Genomic DNA, 17,240 nt, shown 5'->3' on the forward strand with positions numbered 1-17,240 from the left:
GTTTTAAAAAGAAACATTAAATCCTACGGTCACCGACTTGGTGATAGGCTGTGCATAAATATTACCATACGTTTCAGGATCAAAATATCCTTTATATCCATTACTGAATACAAAAAGATTACGTCCTTCAACACTCAGCCTCAGACTGGAAATTCCCATAGGATTTGTAAATTCTTTTGGCAATGTATATCCTAAACGGATGCTGCTGATTCTTACATAACTGATCTCTTTCGCCCAAACATCCAATAAACTGTATGCATTTGAACGGTTACCGGCAAACCATTTATTAGCCATCCATCCGTCAGGATTAGCATCCATATCAGGACTTGTAATCCCTGGCAGTGAACCTCCTGCTTCATAGATATCTCTTGTATAATTTCTTCCTCTGTCGAACTCCATACCGCGGTAAGAAGGAGTTCTCATTACCGTCTGCTTCAGGTTGAATGTTGCAGAGACCGTCAGGTCGAAATTGCGTACCTTAAATGTATTGATAATCCCTCCTGTAAATTTCGGATCCCTGTCTCCTACGTATGTGAACAGGCTCCTCAGTTCAGCGTTTGAAAGTTTTGTATCCACCAGCTGCCCTGGCAGGAAGTCTGCATATACATCGTATAATTTAAAAAACTCTGCTGCTGAAATTTTCTGATCTCCTTTCCAGAACAATGGGTTTCCATGCTCGTCCATTCCTGCAGTTTTCAAAGCAAAAACAGCATTTACAGGAAGGCCTTCTCTGGAAGGAAGCAATGAATTATCGCGTGGCTGCTCACTCAGTACCCGACTCTTGTTATGAGCAAAGTTGATGGTAGTCGTCCATTTGAAATTTTCATGATCGATGTTTCTGGTAGATAATGCCAATTCAAAACCTTTATTGGTCAAACTTCCCCAGTTCATCATCGTGTATTCAAATCCGGTTTCAAGCGGAGTTTCCTTCATACTGATCATATCCGTACCTTTTCTGCTGTATACATCAGCGGTAAGGCTAACACGGTTTTTGAACATTCCCAGATCAAGTCCCAAGTTGGTATTTGTAGTTTTTTCCCATCTAAGCTTATCATTCGGCGGGCTGAGAACATTGATAATGGATTCTTTTCCTCCCGGAAGAATTGTGGCATCATTATATTCACCGATAAAGAATGGTGAGGTATTTCTGTCAATATTTCCCTGTAGACCATAAGATGCTCTCAGCCTAAGGTTGGATACTGCAGAGATATTTTTCATAAAGTCCTCTCTCGTTACCAGCCATGAACCGGAAATAGCCCATATCGGAAGGTATTTATATTTTTTATTTACCCCAAACAGGTTTGTTCCATCATACCTCACACTTCCAAAGAATGTATATTTCTGATCATAAGTATAAGATGCTGTAGCAAACATAGAAGCATAAGCATTCTCTATAGGTGCTGCCTCACGGTAGGTTTCATATCTTTTATCTGCTGCAAAACTTGAGTTCGGGAAAACAATTGCTGTAGCTCTTCTTGTTGTCGGATCATATCCGAAAGCTCTTGTAATGGTTGTATTGTCTTCTGTTTTACGGATTTCCGTTCCAGCCATTAAATCAATTTCATGTTTTGAATTGATCTTTGTGCTGTATGCCGCCTGTAATTTCCAGTTGTACTGAAAGAAATCATTATCCCAGTTTTGTTTTACCGCACCAGCCGGCAGAAAGTAGTTGTATTTACCATCTTTATAGTAACGGGTATTTTCTTTCATTTTTCTGGTGAAGTAAGTATTCTCCGCTGCAAATTTCTCCGTTTTGTTTGCATCGTACTGGATTCCTAACTGAGAGGTAAATCTTAAACTTTTTGAAGCTTTATATTCTAAATCTAAAATAGCTTTTAAAGAGTTATTCTTCAACGAATAATTGGTATTTTCTCTTTCTTCAAGGAAGTTGAAAGGAATATAACGGTCTTCAAAACCATCCATATCTCTATCATAATTGTAACTTCCGTCTGCATTGAATGGTTTCAGGTATGGATTGGCGTTTCTTGAATAATTAACAGGGTTGATTGAAGCGTCGGCATCCGTTACAAAAGATGTACGTTCACTCTGCGTTCCGAAAATAGAAATTCCTGCATTTAACTTATCGCTTAATTTATAGTTGTTTTTTAGAGTCAGGTTATAACGTTTAAAACCTGTTCCGATAGTTGTTCCTTCTTCATCGTAATATCCCAGGGAAAAATAGTAATCAGCACGGTCACTCCCTCCGGAAACACTTAACCCATATTGTTTGTTGATAGCATTTCTGTACAGTAGTTTACCCCAGTCTGTATTATTGTTTCTTAACCCGTTGATCTGCTGGCGGGTCAAAGAGTTCAATGCGTCAAAACCTCCGTTTCTGAAAGCATCAAGCTGATTATTCTGAGTCAGAATTCTCATCACTTCTCCCTTATCTGCACGGTAAGTAAGATCTGCACGCTTGGCAAGCATCAGTTCCAGGTCTACTTTTTCAGAGGCATTTAAAAGGTTCAGTTTATCAAAATCAGGGCGTGCTGTAATAAAAGTATCTGCAGAGAAATTCAATTTTAAACTTCCTTTTTTCCCTTTTTTTGTTGTGATGGAGATTACCCCGTTTGCAGCTCTTGCTCCGTAAATTGCCGTTGCAGCCGCATCTTTAAGGATGGTGATATCTTCAATATCATTAGGGTTCAAACCTGCGATAGAGAAGTTCTGAAGCTGGTCAATATTGTCTTTATCCGTAAAGTTAGGCACATCATTTCCTTCCAACGGAAGCCCGTCGATTACCCATAGCGGATCCTGAGGTCCGGAAAGAGAAGCTGTACCCCTGATTCTGATCTTCGCAGGACTACCAGGAGCCCCGGTTTCGGGAGTTACTGCCACACCGGCAATTTGTCCTGCCAGCATCTGATCCACACTGGCCACACCAGCCTGGCTGATATTATCCATTTTCACGGTAGAAACGGCTGAAGTCTGCTTGCGTTTTTCAATTTTCTGGTAACCGGTGATAATTACTTCCTGGATTTTATTTTTATCTGAAACTTCAGAAGTCAGTCTGATGGTATAATTCGTTTGTCCTTCATTAAGCTGAATGACCCTGGATTCATAACCGGGGTAACTTACCAATACAGTTTTTGTATCAGCAGGAATTTCCAATATAAATTTTCCGTCCTTATCGGTTACCGTACCTACTGATACACTTTCGATAATTCCTTCCAGTTCTGTTTTTGTAGAGACCGATTGGGTCTCGATTTTTATAGATGCACCGCTAATAATCTGAGAAGTGTTTCCGTCTTCTATTTTTCCGGTGATGGTTTTCTTTTGCTGGGCCATTGCTATATTAGCAGCCAAAAGAGGTAAAAGTATTAGAGTTTTTTTCATAGCCGTTTATTTGTTTAAAGCCTCCTGAATACGAATGATTAAATCTGTGTAATGTGCTCTTGAAGCATCATCACCTCTGTACCTTGTTCTGTTCAGTAAATCCAGAACTTTCTGAAGTTCCGCTCTTTTGTAGGTAGTTACTTCAGACACTCTCTTCATGGATGAGTAATTGATATTCCTCAAACCGTGATCTTCCTCATGAAAATTACAGATGGTCGGGATATTCAGGGTATCATCTGCTTTTAATCCTTTCACTGCTGTTTTTTCAAATAATTTGTTCACCGAAACAATTAAGGCATCCACATAATTTTTCTGAGTCATCTTTTCAAGCATTGTAAGACTTCCTTTTTTACTGAAAATGGCTGTTCTTACCTGATCAAATAAATTTTCTACCGTGTAGATCTCTTCTTTAGATCCTGAAACCTGATGCTTCAGCTCGTTTTCAAGCAATCTCAGCAATCGGTCATCCATAAACAGGGAATAGATATTCGCATACTGCATTCCTCTTGCCAGCGTATAAGGCGTCTGCTCGAATGGTCCCATTGGTGAATCTTTTACCGGATACGTTTTTTCTGTAATTGGATTAAAGAATAGCCACTCCGGAAGGTTGATAGCGTTTTTAAGAAGATAATCAACCGCTCTTCTCTGAATTTCTGCAGGAACTGCTTCGTAAGCTTTCTTTTTGTTCCCAAAAACAGTATTATTCAGATAAATTCCACCCACATTGGCCATTACATGACCTGTATACAGATCCCACTGCCCGATTACCCCAAGATACAGCTTTCCGGTATCCGTATAATCTTTACCATCTTCATACGTCCATTTCAAAAGGTTATTGATGACCACTTTCAGGTTTTTCATCCCATATTCGCTGGCTTTCATGGCATCATCTCCCAAATCTTCAGACTGCGAACGCGGATCAATGGTCTCCAGATAACTCTGCTGTTCTCCATAGAAATACATCGGGTCATCCTGATGTTTTTCAATTAAGTTTTTCAGCGCCTTTTTCTCTGTAAATTCATCCGGATACCAACGGTACCCCCATTCTATGGCATATTTATCATAAAGACCAATTTTTGGAGTGATAGCTGTAACACCATCTTCCGGCTGTGCTACATAATTGTAACGGGCATAATCCATAATAGAAGGAGCTGTCCCTCCCATTTTGTCTGTAAATTCTTTAGAACGAAGCGACTCTACAGGGAAAGCGAATGAAGCTCCCATATTGTGCTTCAGTCCGAAAGTGTGTCCTACTTCATGGGATGAAACAAAACGGATCGCTTCACCCATATGTTCATCACTGAACTTATTTCCTCTGGCTTTCGGGTCTATAGGTCCTGTCTGAATTCTCATCCAGTCATGAAGAGAAGTCATTACATTATGCCACCAGATGATATCTGCTTCGATAATTTCTCCACTTCTCGGATCTACTACAGAGGGGCCCATTGCATTTGACTTTGGCGAAGCGGCGTAAGTAATCACAGAATATCTTACATCATCAATATCAAAATCTTCATCTTTTTCATCCGGCATTTTCGCAATCACTGCATTTTTGAATCCTGCCTGCTCAAACGCCGCCTGCCAGTCATGTACTCCGGCAATGATTTTTTCACGCCATTGTTTAGGAGTTGCCGGGTCTATATAATAAACAATCGGTTTCTTAGGCTCTACCAGCTCTCCTTTTAAATATTTTTCTTTATCTTCATCTTTGGGCTCAAGATTCCATTTGGTAATAAAGAATTTTTCATCCATTTTCTGCTGATTGTCATTAAACGACCAGTGTTTTTCTGAGAAAAATCCTACTCTTGAATCCGCTACTCTTGGTTTCATCGGTATTTTAGAAAGAAGTACCAGATTCGTCGTAACACCCAAGGTTACCGGCAAGTCTACTCCACCTTCATTGACGGAAGTAGACAATTGAGATTTCACCACAAGGTTCTTTGGAAACGTCTTCACTCCTTCTATATAGGAAAGGCTTGATTTCACAGATCCTCCCAATCCTACATTAGCCAGAACATCATTAAAACTCTTTTGGTTCCCATCAAAAACCTTGTTCACTTTAATAGCTACAGCCGTAGAATCATTATTTTGTGCTTCAATATCAAAGACTTCAATGACAGATTCTGAAAAGTTATCTTTTACGGATTTTGTAATGGCATCATTCTTCGGAGATGACACTTTAGGCACCACAGTTTTCACCCATACTTTTTTAGCTACAGGATCACGGTGGAAAGAGATGACCTTATTTTCATAATTCATTCCTTTATTCAAACCTGCCTCATTCACCTGCATGGGTACCTGAGAGAGTTTGTTAACCACCAAAAACTGACGCCCCATCAAGCTATCAGGAATCTCAAAATAAATATCCGTTTTTACCTGAATCGTATTAAAAAGCCCTTTTTTATAGGTTCCTTTTTTGATCAGGTCTTCAATCTTTTTTGTTTTCTTTGAGGAAGAGGTCTCTGTTTTGTCCGTTTTTTCTTTGTTGACCTTTACTGTATCTTTATCTTTTTTCTGTGCTACGGCCATTGGTGAGGCCATAGCAAGACCAAGATACAGTGCAAGCCTGTAATTCTTCATTAAAATAGTCCGATTCATTCCAAATAGTAAATATCTTAGTTTCAGCCAGCAAAGCTATAGGTATCATGAATCATATAAATAATATTAGGGAGTGAATGGTGAGTTTTCGGGAGTGAATGGATTTTTATTTTCACTTCAATAAAGGCAAAAAACATATGAAATATTCACCATCTACAGAAATATGAAGAAGATTATTCTTAAAATATCCATAAATTTGATTCAAATAATCAATTCCGAACTTTTCACCCTGCACCGGTTCTGTTTTAGGCTGCCAGGTGTTCTTTACTGTAATCCCGTCTTTGTCAACAATAATGATAATTTCCAGAGGCTGGTCTATTGTTGCTATATTATGTTTGGTTGCATTTTCTGTGGCAATCTGAAGAGATAAATAAGGAATTCTTTTTTCCAGACTTTCAGGAGCATTAATGATCAGTTCAAATTTCATCTCTTCATCAAACCTGCTTTTCAGAAGCTCCATATACTGTTGTATAAATTTGATTTCCTGAGAAACCGGAACAATATTTTCTTTCGGAGGCACTATCAGGTACCGATAAATCTTAGAAAGATTCATAGTAAATTTCTGAGCATTCTCTTTATTGATTCCGATCAGCATATAAAGAGAGTTCAGTGAATTGAAAAGAAAGTGCGGATTAATATTATTTTTAAGCTGCTGAAGCTGATTGATCACTTCTGCTTTGTGCATTTTTTCATTCTCAATAAGAAGAAAGTTTTTCTCAGACTGTATTTTTTCTTTTTCCTGATACGCGAGGTTGGTTGCCCGCAGGAATAAAATAAAGACTGTTACAATAAGGAATAATGCGGCCAGAAAAATATAAACAGTATAGGTTTTTATCTTACTGATATTTTCATCAATTATAAAATTGACATGGTTCACAACCGTATATCCGTCAAAATTATCAGTCTTTAATGGTTTTATGAACCTTGTTACCTCTACGCCAAGATATTCCGAGACAGCTGTTCCTTTGATGTATCCCGCTTCAGTTTTACTGGCCAATGTATCGGCGGGCTTAATATCTGTAAAGTCAAAAATATTCTTTCCTATATATTTCTTTTCGGGATGTGTAATGCAGATTCCTTCTTTGGTGAAGACAAAGGCATAGGTATTGGAGCTCTTATCAACATTGATAAAATATTGATGGAGATCATCCAGGCTTACGGTAGAGCCATAATACAGTTTGTTCTTATCAGGCAGTTCTAAAGAATCATAGCTCACCCAGAACATACTGTCTTTTTTTGTAACCAAAAGATCTTTGAAATGCCCCGGACCATTATTTTTGAGAACAATAGATTTTTCTTTATTCCTGGTATTTTTAAAAATAACGGATAACGGATTATTACTTTCTATTTTTCCTGAAGTTTTATTCTCGTAATAATACCAGCTGTATGGCAGCAGGTTTCTTTTTTTATTCAAATCATTTAAAACCAAAGAATAGTCTTTATAGTTTTTCAACCCATCTTTCTGGATCAATGCACGAAGGATATATTGATAATCTTCAATATTTCTGAATTCATGTTCTATCGATTCATACTTCCTGAAGAAAGTTTTCTTCGCAAAATCATCGGTATTCTTACGGCTGTCTTCCGTAATCAGAAGACTTAAAACAGCAAATGCCGCCACTGCAATCAGGCAGGCAGACAAAGCAGTGATATAAATGGACTTTTTGGATAAAGCGTGTTTAAAATTAATAATCAATTTCTCTAAAATTGGGAGTTCCTTTATTTATAAATTATTCGTTTGCAAAGATATAACAAAGATTTCAGGACCGAAAAGTGAATTAAATTTAGATTTATTTTTTTCTAAAACAGAGAAGAGAATAAATTTCAATTCTAAAGCAGTATAAAAATAATTATTTTTTGAATTTTAGTTCAATGGTCTTAAGTCATAAAATTAGTTAATATCATCATTCATACGACAGATTCAGCATGGTATATTTTGAAAATTAATTATCTTCGCCTACAAATCTTATTTGAAAATGAAGAAGATCATCTCTGGGATATCTATTTTTTGTGCCATCGTTGTGTCTGCTCAGGAATCTATACAGTTTCAGGAGCTGCCATTCAAAGATATCATCGCAAAAGCCAAGAAAGAAAAAAAACTGGTTTTTATTGATGCCTATGCTTCCTGGTGTGGCCCCTGCAAAATGATGGAAAAAAATGTTTTCACTCAGAAATCGGTCAGTGATTATTACAATACCAACTTCATTAACGCAAGATTTGACATGGAAAAAGGGGAAGGCAGAGACATCGCTTCTAAATTCGGAGTACGTTCCTACCCTACTTATCTATTCCTAAACGGTGAGGGTGAGCTTGTATCCAGAAATACAGGATACATGGAAGAAAGTCTGTTTGTAGCAATGGCTCAGGATATCAATTCACCTGGAAATAAAAAGGGGTCTCTTAAAGATCGTTTTGCAAGTGGTGAAAAAGACCCGGAATTTCTGATTAACATTATGAAACTTAATGCCAACTCAGATTATGACTTCGCTAAAAAAGCTTCTGAAAGATATTTCCAGAACAAAAAGAAAACGGAAGAACTCACAAAGGATGAAATTGGCTTTCTTCTTTATTTTGTAAAATCATCGGAAGATGCTAATTATCCTGTCTTTGCATCCAGAAAAGCCGAAATCATTAAATTTCTTCCTGAAGAAACATACAGCGAGTTTGATGCTCAGTTAAAATTAGGAAAAATAATGGAGCAGTCTATCGATGATAAAAATAAAAAGATCAACGATGATTATTTTATGAAAAACGCTGAGCCATTAGTAGGAAAAGAAGCCGCTGTTAAGAAGCTTAATCAGACAAAATTGAGCTATTATGAACAAAACAGCAATTTTCCTGAATATGAAAAAGCTGCTTTAGACTATTATAAAAACTCGGATGCCTTTGATCCTAATGAACTTTTAAGAGCCGCCTGGATATTTGCAGATCATGTGAAGACACCATCTTCACTAAAAAAAGCAACAGAATGGGCAGAAAAATCTGTGATGAGGGGAGAAACTTCTGAAAACACTTATATTCTTGCTAAACTCTATTACCTTAACGGAAATAAAGAAACCGCAAAAAGCTATGCTGAGATGTCTAAAAATATGGCTGTTCAGACCAATAAAGATTCTCAATTGGCAGATGAATTATTAAAACAGATAAAGTAACATACACACCACATGAAATATAAATTATTAGCAGCAGGCATTGTAGCTTCTCTCTCAGCAGGAACATTAAGTGCCCAGGAGCGGGAACAAGGAGGACAGGATAAGAGTTTATACATAAAAGGAAATGCTTTATTTGCACCCATAGGAATTTTAAATCTTGGAATAGAAAAACAGATCAGTCCCAAATACACCTTACAGGGGGATGTTTTCATTTCGCCCTGGAAATCTTTTGCAGGACATGAATTACAAATCTATTCTCTCTCTGTTGAAGGAAGATATTATTTTAAAGAAGCTTTTAAAAATTGGTATTTAGGAGCAAATATTGGTTTTGCAGCTTATAATCTTCAAAAGTGGAGTTATTGGCATGACGGATATTTTTATAAAGACAACGGAGATGTTCTTTTGAATACTAACCTTTATCAAAAAGGATTTACTATTATGCTGGGTATTACAGGCGGATATCAATTTCAGTTATCTGACCGCTTAAATCTTGATATTTATGCTACTGTAGGAACATCACAGGGTTTTTACAAAGGATATGACCGTTCAACCGGTTTACGCTATGATTCTGCAGAAAAATTTAATAAAAGCGGAGAGATCATCCCATACAGAGGAGGCATAATGATTTCCTACAAATTAAAATAATACAATGAAGCCATTCGGAAAAAATCATATCATTATTTCAGTAATCACTTTTGTGATTCTTTTTCTAATGAATTATATCGGGAATGATCTGCCTGACAAATTACAGAGGGCTTTAATGACTGCTTTTGCAGGAGTTGTGGGATTAACCGTCGGATTATTTATATTGAATAAAGGCAGAAATGATAAAAATCCACCTCAGAATTTTGACTAATTAATCTTTGTATACCACATATCTGGTTCTAATCTTTTCAAAACTTTCCAGATCTTTTTTCCATGAAGCTTTGATTTCCGGAATTGATTTTCCGGCGATGATCTGTTTTCTCAATTCATCAGTCCCGGCCAATGTGTCAAACCAAAAATTTTTCCCTGATGCAGGTTTTAAAAAAAAGCCCAGTTCAGGATTTTTAAAATTCTGATAAGCTTTAATCACCCATTCAAGATTCAATTCTCTTAGGTCTTTGGGATATCCGGATAGATTTTCACCATAGCACAGTTTCCCGTTCAGAAAAGGATCTTTAGCTCCGTAGCTCGGCTTGGGAGTAAACTGATAAGGAAGTTTTTCAGTCCATGGAGAGCCATAAATCTGAAAAGGAAGTTCTGTTCCTCTTCCTACGGAAACCTGTGTTCCTTCAAAAAAGCATAGACTTGGATATAGATTGATCGCTTTATCATTGGGTAAATTAGGAGAAGGTTTATCAAGCATCATATAGCGCTGTTTTTTATGATAATTCTTCATAGGAACAAGGGTGTACTTAACCTGAGCACCATTTTTCAGCCATTTTTCACCATTAACCATCTTTCCATACTCTCCTATCGTAAGTCCATACACTACAGGAACCTCGTGAAGCCCTACAAAACTGGCCCATTTTTTTCTCAATACCGGTCCATCTGTATATCCGTCGTGTGGATTGGGGCGATCCAATACCATAACCTCAATATTATTTTCAGCTCCGGCTTCCATCAGATAAGACAAAGTGGAAATATAGGTATAAAACCTTACCCCAACATCCTGAATATCAAAAATGACAATATCAATTCCGGCAAGCTGCTCCGGTGTGGGTTTCTTATTATTCCCATAAAGAGAAACGATAGGAATTCCTGTTTTCACATCTACTCCGTTTTTCACTTTTGCACCCGCATCGGCATCTCCTCTGAAACCATGCTCAGGAGCAAAAATAGACTTGATTTTAATTCCATTCTTCACCAGAAAATCTACCAGATGTGTCCTGTCGCTCATCAGGCCTGTCTGATTGGTTACCACTCCTATTGTTTTATCTTTTAACAGTGGCAAATATACTTCTGGCTGGTCTGCGCCGGTTTTAAAATCCTGTTGAACCTGAGTCTGAGAATAATATTGGTTGAATACTCCCAAAAAAATTAGGCAAATCAGAAGTAAATTTTTAATTTTGAAATCTAAATTCATAAGCTTGAAGTTTCCTTTATATTTCTCCAGAAAAATAGCATTTTCCAAAGATAACAAAAATAACCTTTCAAGGGTTATCATCTTCATTGGCAGGCTTTCCGTAGCATTAGGAATCATTGTTTCCTTAATTACGGTGGCCACTGGTTTTGGTTCCAAAAAAGCGATTAAAGAGAGGCTGGCAGATTTCAGTGGACACATCACGGTAAGATCTACGCGATCAAATTCTTCTTATAATACTTCTGTGCTTGACAATCAGGGGCTGAATATTGCAAAAATAAAAGAACTTCCTGATGTTGAAAGTATTCAGAAATACGTGACAGTTACCGGAATCATGCGTAATGAACACAATTTTGCAGGAATCATATTTAAGGGAGTAGGAAAGGATTTTGACAGCTTGAGGTTTAAAAAATTCCTTATTGCCGGTACTACTCCGAAAGTGACAGAGAAAGGGTTCAACAATGATGTTACTATTTCGCAAAAAGTAGCCAATGACCTACACCTTAAAGTGAATGACAGTATTGTTACCGTTTTCTTAAAAGCTGATCAAAAACCACTTTACCGTAAATTCAGAATTATAGGAATCTATAGAACAGATATTAAACTTATTGATGAGCAATTTGTTATCGGTGGAATCAATCACGCAAGGAAAATTCAGGATATGAAGCCTGATGAAATTGGTGGAATAGATATTTTTCTGAAAAACGTAAATGATATTGATAAAGATTTCTCTGGGATTGAAAAACTGATCGGATATAAGAATTATGCAGAAAAAGCAACTGAAAAATTTCCTCAGATCACAGACTGGATCAGTATTTTTGACACCAATATTGCCCTCATCATTATCATCATGCTGATTGTGGTCGTCATCAATATCATCATGGTTCTTCTGATTCTTATTATTGAAAGAACAAATTCTATTGGTCTTCTTAAAACATTGGGAGCGAGCAATTCACAGATAAGGGCAACCTTCATCAACTATACCCTTATTATTATGATCCCGGGACTTCTGTATGGAAATGCAATCGGATTAGGACTTATTCTGATTCAGAAATTCTTCGGAGTAATCAAACTTAATCCTGAAAACTATTATGTAAGTACAGTTCCTGTAGATCTTAATCCCATTGCAATTATTTCTATCTCAGTAGGAATTCTTATTATTTCAGCCCTGGCTTTAATTATCCCGAGCTATCTGATCAGTAAGATCTCTCCGGTGAAGGCTATTAAGTACAACTAATGTGATAATAGATAATAGATAATAGATAATAGATAATAGATAATAGATAATAGATAATAGATAATAGATAATAGATAATAGATAATAGATAATAGAAAGTTATTCATTGTCTTTCAGGTAATTTCAGTTTTATCCACAACTTATCCACATGTTATCCACAGCGCAGATAATTTTAAAAGCATTATCTTTGCACTGCTTATAAAACATTTATGAAATACGCAAAAAATATCCTTGAAACGATAGGTAACACACCGCTGGTAAAGCTTAACAAAGTATTAGGTGAAGATTTCCCGGCATTAGTATTGGCAAAAGTAGAGACCTTCAATCCCGGAAACTCAGTGAAGGACAGAATGGCTCTTAAAATGATAGAAGATGCTGAAAAAGACGGCAGATTAAAACCTGGAGGAACCATTATTGAAGGAACTTCCGGAAATACAGGAATGGGACTGGCATTGGCAGCAATCATCAAAGGTTACAAATGTATTTTTGTTACCAACTCAAAACAATCAAAAGAAAAATGTGATATTCTTCGTGCTGTAGGTGCAGAAGTAATTGTTTGTCCTACTGACGTAAAACCTACAGATCCGCGTTCTTATTATTCAGTTTCAAAAAGACTGGCTAAAGAAACAGAAAACGGATGGTATGTCAACCAGTATGACAACCTTTCCAACAGAGCGGCTCATTATGAGTCTACAGCACCGGAAATCTGGGAGCAGACAGAAGGAAAACTGACTCACTTTGTAGTAGGAGCCGGAACAGGAGGTACAATTACCGGATGCGGAAGCTTCTTCAAAGAAAAAAATCCGGAGATTAAAGTTATCGGGGTTGACACTTATGGTTCTATTCTGAAGGAATTCCACGAAACAGGTGAACTGCATTATGATCACGCATACACTTATATTACAGAAGGAATCGGGGAAGATATCATTCCTGAAAATTATGATATGTCTGTCATTGATCATTTTGAAAAAGTAACGGATAAGGACGGTGCTATCTATGCAAGAAAACTGGCTAAAGAAGAAGGAATTTTCTGTGGATATTCTGCAGGAAGTGCCATTGCATCACTGATTCAGATGAAAGATCAGTTCACTAAAGATGATGTAATTGTAGTTTTACTTCATGACCACGGTTCAAGATATGTAGGAAAAATCTACAATGACGAGTGGATGAAGGAAATGGGATGGCTGGAAGAAAGTAAATAAGCAAAATTGCTAAAAGGTAAAAAAGTTAATTTATAAATAATAAAAACGGAGCAAAATAATTTTGCTCCGTTTTTATTTTATGGGTTGACATTTACTTTCTCTTTCAATGTATTTTTGAGAAGACTGTATTCTCTTTCGCTCATTGCTTTCCTGGGAAACATATAGCTGTATTTTCCCTCAAGGGAAATGAAATCCTGAGTACTGTCAAAATACTCAAAATCTTTCCATTCACTTGTTTCTTTTTCCCCATCAATATTTACTGTAAAAAAGTTCTTATCAAACCGGATTTCATACACTTTGCATTTTTCCAGTCGATTTAAATAATGATTGACCTGTTTCTTCCATCTTGAAACTTTGTTAACACTTACTGAAAGAAAAACTGCACAAAGCAAAAATATAAAGCTTAAAAAATATAAAATCCCCGCACTTTCTTTAGTCAAATAATCTTTTAAAAGAAATACAGTAAATACGATCACAGCTGCTGCCATGGTCGTAATGGTCTTACCTTTTGTTGTCGGTGAAAAAAGCAAACTGCCCTGATTACCACTAAAATAAATAGCTTCAAAAATCTTTCTGTCTGGTTTTAGGGTAATCACCTTTTCTTCATTCATAATTGTAGAATTTGCTTTAAAAGCTACAAAACTACATTAATTATCTTCATATTGATCATTTATTGCAGAAAGTTTATTCATCAGTTCTCTGTTTCTGCGGTTCAGAGCATCCAGCTTTTTCAGCATATTATAAATCACTTCAAGACCGGGAAGATTTATTTCAAGATCATAATACCAGTTGGCAAATTTTTCCAGATCAGGAAGGTCTTCATACATCAGGTAATGAATATTATTTTCAATCTGAATGTTCAGCAGCCCATAATCTACAAGTTCATCAAAAAAAGTGACTTCTATATTATATATTTTTACGAGTTCTTCCCGTGATATTCTTTCACTCATAGCTTATGAATTTTTTAGTTGTTCAAAAAGTTCTTTCTGCTTTTCAGTAAGGTTCGTTGGCAGTTTCACTTCATAGGTTACAAAAAGATCTCCATGTTCACCTTCTTTTTTATAGACAGGAAAACCTTTTCCTTTCAATCTTACGGTAATTCCGTTTTGGGTTTCCGGTTTTACTTTAAGATTGACATTGCCCGTAAGCGTATTCACTTTTACATCTCCACCTAAAACGGCGGTGTACAAATCGATCACAACCTTTGTTTTCAGATCATCCCCTATTCTTTCAAAATCCGGATCTGCCGGGATATTGAAGGTAATATACAGGTCTCCGTTAGGTCCTCCGTTTACGCCGGAATTTCCATGTCCTTTCAGTTTGATCTGCTGTCCGTCATATACCCCTGCCGGAATGGTGATCCTAACTTTTTTGCCGTTGATATCAAAAGTCTGCTGATGAGTGGTTGCGGCATCTCTTAAGCTTAAATTCAGTTCAGCCTGTATATCCTGTCCTTTAAATTTTCCGGAAGCCCTTCCTCTTGAACTCTTGCCAAATCCTCCGCCGGCTCCACCAAACATGCTCTGGAAGAAATCTGAAAAATCTTCTCCTTCGCCAAAATCCGTACCGGAAAATCCTCCGTTGTAGCTTTGCTGCTGATACTGTCTTTGTTGTTGCTGTTGGGCTTTTTCGTATTCTTCGCCATGCTTCCAGTGTTCTCCGTACTTATCATATTTGGCACGGTTTTCAGGATTACTGAGGACTTCATTGGCTTCATTCAGCTCTTTGAATTTCTTCTCTGCTTCTTTATCGCCGGGATTTAAATCAGGATGATGTTTTCTGGCCAGTTTCCGGTAGGCCTTTTTGATATCATCCTGTGTTGCGTTTTTATCTACGCCTAAAATTTTATAATAATCTATATAAGCCATAGAAATGAGGTTTACTCAAATTTATGAAATTTAGGTTTGAAAATTGTATAACAGAATGTTAAAAATAAACCTATCTTTGATAAAATGCTATACATGAAAGATGTATTGAAAAACTACTCCGGAATCCTGTTTTTACTTTTAGGGATCATTGTTGGAAGCATCATTGGAATTGTTGCGCCCGGTTTTGTGGAATACATAAAACCTTTAGGAGATATTTTTCTTAATCTGCTTTTTGTGAGTGTAGTTCCTTTGGTATTTTTTGCGGTATCCAATTCTATCGCATCACTCGAGCAGCAGTCTAAATTTGGAAGGATCATCCTGGTTATGGCACTTACCTTTTTATTTTTCATTCTCACGGCTGCTATTTTTACCATTTGCGCAGTATACCTGTTTCCGGTATCTGGAATCTCCGGAAGTTCTGAGATTATTTCCGAAGCAGCTCATGAAGATACATGGGGCAACAGAATTGTAAGCTTTTTTACGGTAGGGGAATTTACAGAGCTTTTCTCGAGAAGAAATATGCTGGCTCTTCTGGTATTTGCATTTCTGACAGGATTTGCAGCAAGAAAAACAGGAGAAAAAGGTCAGCCTTTCAGAGTTTTTATCGCTTCAGGATATGAAGTAATGAAAGAACTTCTTTTGCTGGTTATGAAACTTGCTCCGATTGGTCTTGGAGCTTATTTTGCTTATCAGGTTGCCACTTTAGGGCCACAGCTTTTTGGGTTTTATGCCAAACCCTTAGGATTATATTATGTTGCAGGAGTTATTTACTTCCTTGTGTTCTTCTCTATTTATGCTTTTATGGCGAATGGACAGAAGGGGGTGAAAAGTTTCTGGACCAATGCTATATATCCTACATTAACTGCTATAAGTACATGCAGCAGCTTTGCAACAATGCCCGCCAATTTACAGGCTGCATCAAAAATCGGGATACCGAATTCTATTGCCAACCTGGTGATTCCCATTGGTACTACGCTGCATAAAAACGGGTCTTCCATGTCATCTATCATCAAGATCTATGTAGCTTTCCTGATTATCGGAAGAGATTTCTTTGATCCTGCCAACCTTCTTTTAGCTTTGGGAATTACAGTCTTTGTGAGTATTGTGGCTGGAGGTATTCCTAATGGAGGATATATTGGGGAAATGCTGATGATCTCTGTTTATAAATTACCTCAGGAGGCTATTCCTGCTGTGATGATCATCGGAACTTTGGTAGATCCTTTAGCAACAGTACTGAATGCTGTAGGAGACATCGTTGCCGCCATGTTTGTCAGCCGGTTTGTAAAGGTCTGACTGATGAATACCGTGGCTGTAAACACTTCTTTACAAAACTGTTTGACTAATGACTTTTATTCGCTACGTTTTACCGGCTCCAGATTTTCATATTCTTCAGGAGTGAAAAGCCTGTAATGAACTTTAAAGGTTTTTCCTAAAGGGGTTTCCAGGGAGAATCCTCCGGGTCCGAAACCATCTGTCACATCGAGTTTAAAGTGTGAATATTTCCAGTACTCAAAAAGATCCCGGTCTATCCAGAACTCATGTCCGTTGACGGTACCGATCATGGCATCATTCATTCGGGGAAAAAATCCTCCTTTTTCAAAACACTGCGGCTGTGTTCCTTCACAGCATCCTCCTGCCTGATAAAACATCAGAGGTCCATATTGATCTTCCAGTTTACGGATTACTTCAAGCGCCTGTTCTGTTGCTGAAAGTCTTGATATTTTTGTTTCCATTCTTAATATTTAACCTGATATTACCTGAAGTATAAAAAATCCCGGTAAA

At 37.2% G+C, this 17,240-nt stretch carries 14 protein-coding genes; 6 read left to right on the forward strand and 8 right to left on the reverse strand.

From position 1 onward, the window contains the following. Positions 1-3: 3 nt before the first annotated feature. The 3 genes from AC3FI7_RS10235 to AC3FI7_RS10245 form a co-directional block, all read right to left on the reverse strand. Entirely contained in the window at positions 4-3,336 is a 3,333-nt protein-coding gene (locus AC3FI7_RS10235) for a SusC/RagA family TonB-linked outer membrane protein (protein WP_142723162.1), read from the reverse strand. 6 nt (positions 3,337-3,342) lie between these two features. Further along, positions 3,343-5,916, reverse strand: a complete 2,574-nt coding sequence (locus tag AC3FI7_RS10240; RefSeq protein ID WP_228451192.1) for a zinc-dependent metalloprotease — start codon at positions 5,914-5,916, stop codon at positions 3,343-3,345. A 130-nt stretch (positions 5,917-6,046) separates the two neighbouring features. Beyond that, positions 6,047-7,630 carry a histidine kinase gene (locus AC3FI7_RS10245; RefSeq protein ID WP_491461982.1) on the reverse strand — a complete coding sequence of 528 codons (1,584 nt, stop codon included), beginning with the start codon at positions 7,628-7,630 and terminating at the stop codon, positions 6,047-6,049. Positions 7,631-7,910: 280 nt separating this feature from the next. On the opposite strand from AC3FI7_RS10245, the gene AC3FI7_RS10250 reads away from it, so the two are divergent. The 3 genes from AC3FI7_RS10250 to AC3FI7_RS10260 are packed head-to-tail and all read left to right on the forward strand — an operon-like array spanning position 7,911 to position 9,942. Next, entirely contained in the window at positions 7,911-9,086 is a 1,176-nt protein-coding gene (locus AC3FI7_RS10250; RefSeq protein ID WP_343659316.1) for a thioredoxin family protein, read from the forward strand. Between the two features lie 12 nt (positions 9,087-9,098). Beyond that, entirely contained in the window at positions 9,099-9,731 is a 633-nt protein-coding gene (locus tag AC3FI7_RS10255; protein ID WP_491461983.1) for a DUF3575 domain-containing protein, read from the forward strand. A 4-nt stretch (positions 9,732-9,735) separates the two neighbouring features. Next, positions 9,736-9,942: a hypothetical protein gene (locus AC3FI7_RS10260; RefSeq protein ID WP_142723157.1), complete on the forward strand. Its 207-nt coding sequence runs from the start codon at positions 9,736-9,738 to the stop codon at positions 9,940-9,942. Here AC3FI7_RS10260 and AC3FI7_RS10265 read toward each other — a convergent pair whose 3' ends face one another. Further along, positions 9,943-11,154 (reverse strand): exo-beta-N-acetylmuramidase NamZ family protein, encoded by a 1,212-nt coding sequence (locus tag AC3FI7_RS10265; protein ID WP_343659318.1) that lies wholly within the window; start codon positions 11,152-11,154, stop codon positions 9,943-9,945. A 4-nt stretch (positions 11,155-11,158) separates the two neighbouring features. On the opposite strand from AC3FI7_RS10265, the gene AC3FI7_RS10270 reads away from it, so the two are divergent. Both AC3FI7_RS10270 and AC3FI7_RS10275 read left to right on the forward strand, forming a co-directional pair. After that, positions 11,159-12,388, forward strand: a complete 1,230-nt coding sequence (locus AC3FI7_RS10270) for an ABC transporter permease (RefSeq protein ID WP_491461984.1) — start codon at positions 11,159-11,161, stop codon at positions 12,386-12,388. A 209-nt stretch (positions 12,389-12,597) separates the two neighbouring features. Next, positions 12,598-13,590, forward strand: a complete 993-nt coding sequence (locus tag AC3FI7_RS10275; protein WP_491461985.1) for a PLP-dependent cysteine synthase family protein — start codon at positions 12,598-12,600, stop codon at positions 13,588-13,590. Between the two features lie 77 nt (positions 13,591-13,667). On the opposite strand, the gene AC3FI7_RS10280 is transcribed toward AC3FI7_RS10275, so the two are convergent. From AC3FI7_RS10280 to AC3FI7_RS10290, 3 genes are read right to left on the reverse strand one after another with little or no spacing between them, the layout of a single operon-like run. Next, positions 13,668-14,201 (reverse strand): YcxB family protein, encoded by a 534-nt coding sequence (locus AC3FI7_RS10280; protein WP_142723153.1) that lies wholly within the window; start codon positions 14,199-14,201, stop codon positions 13,668-13,670. A 36-nt stretch (positions 14,202-14,237) separates the two neighbouring features. Further along, positions 14,238-14,540 carry a chaperone modulator CbpM gene (locus AC3FI7_RS10285; RefSeq protein ID WP_142723152.1) on the reverse strand — a complete coding sequence of 101 codons (303 nt, stop codon included), beginning with the start codon at positions 14,538-14,540 and terminating at the stop codon, positions 14,238-14,240. A gap of 3 nt (positions 14,541-14,543) precedes the next feature. Further along, entirely contained in the window at positions 14,544-15,458 is a 915-nt protein-coding gene (locus tag AC3FI7_RS10290) for a DnaJ C-terminal domain-containing protein (protein ID WP_491461986.1), read from the reverse strand. A gap of 93 nt (positions 15,459-15,551) precedes the next feature. Between AC3FI7_RS10290 and AC3FI7_RS10295 the strand changes: the two genes are divergently transcribed. Then, complete coding sequence (locus AC3FI7_RS10295; RefSeq protein WP_142723150.1) at positions 15,552-16,751, forward strand: dicarboxylate/amino acid:cation symporter; 1,200 nt, start codon at positions 15,552-15,554, stop codon at positions 16,749-16,751. 56 nt (positions 16,752-16,807) lie between these two features. Here the strand turns inward: AC3FI7_RS10295 and AC3FI7_RS10300 are convergent, their stop codons facing one another. After that, positions 16,808-17,191, reverse strand: coding sequence for a DUF779 domain-containing protein (locus AC3FI7_RS10300; protein ID WP_491461987.1), 384 nt, complete (start codon positions 17,189-17,191; stop codon positions 16,808-16,810). Positions 17,192-17,240: the final 49 nt, after the last annotated feature.

Source organism: Chryseobacterium sp. TQ-BC-N36 (assembly GCF_058382295.1).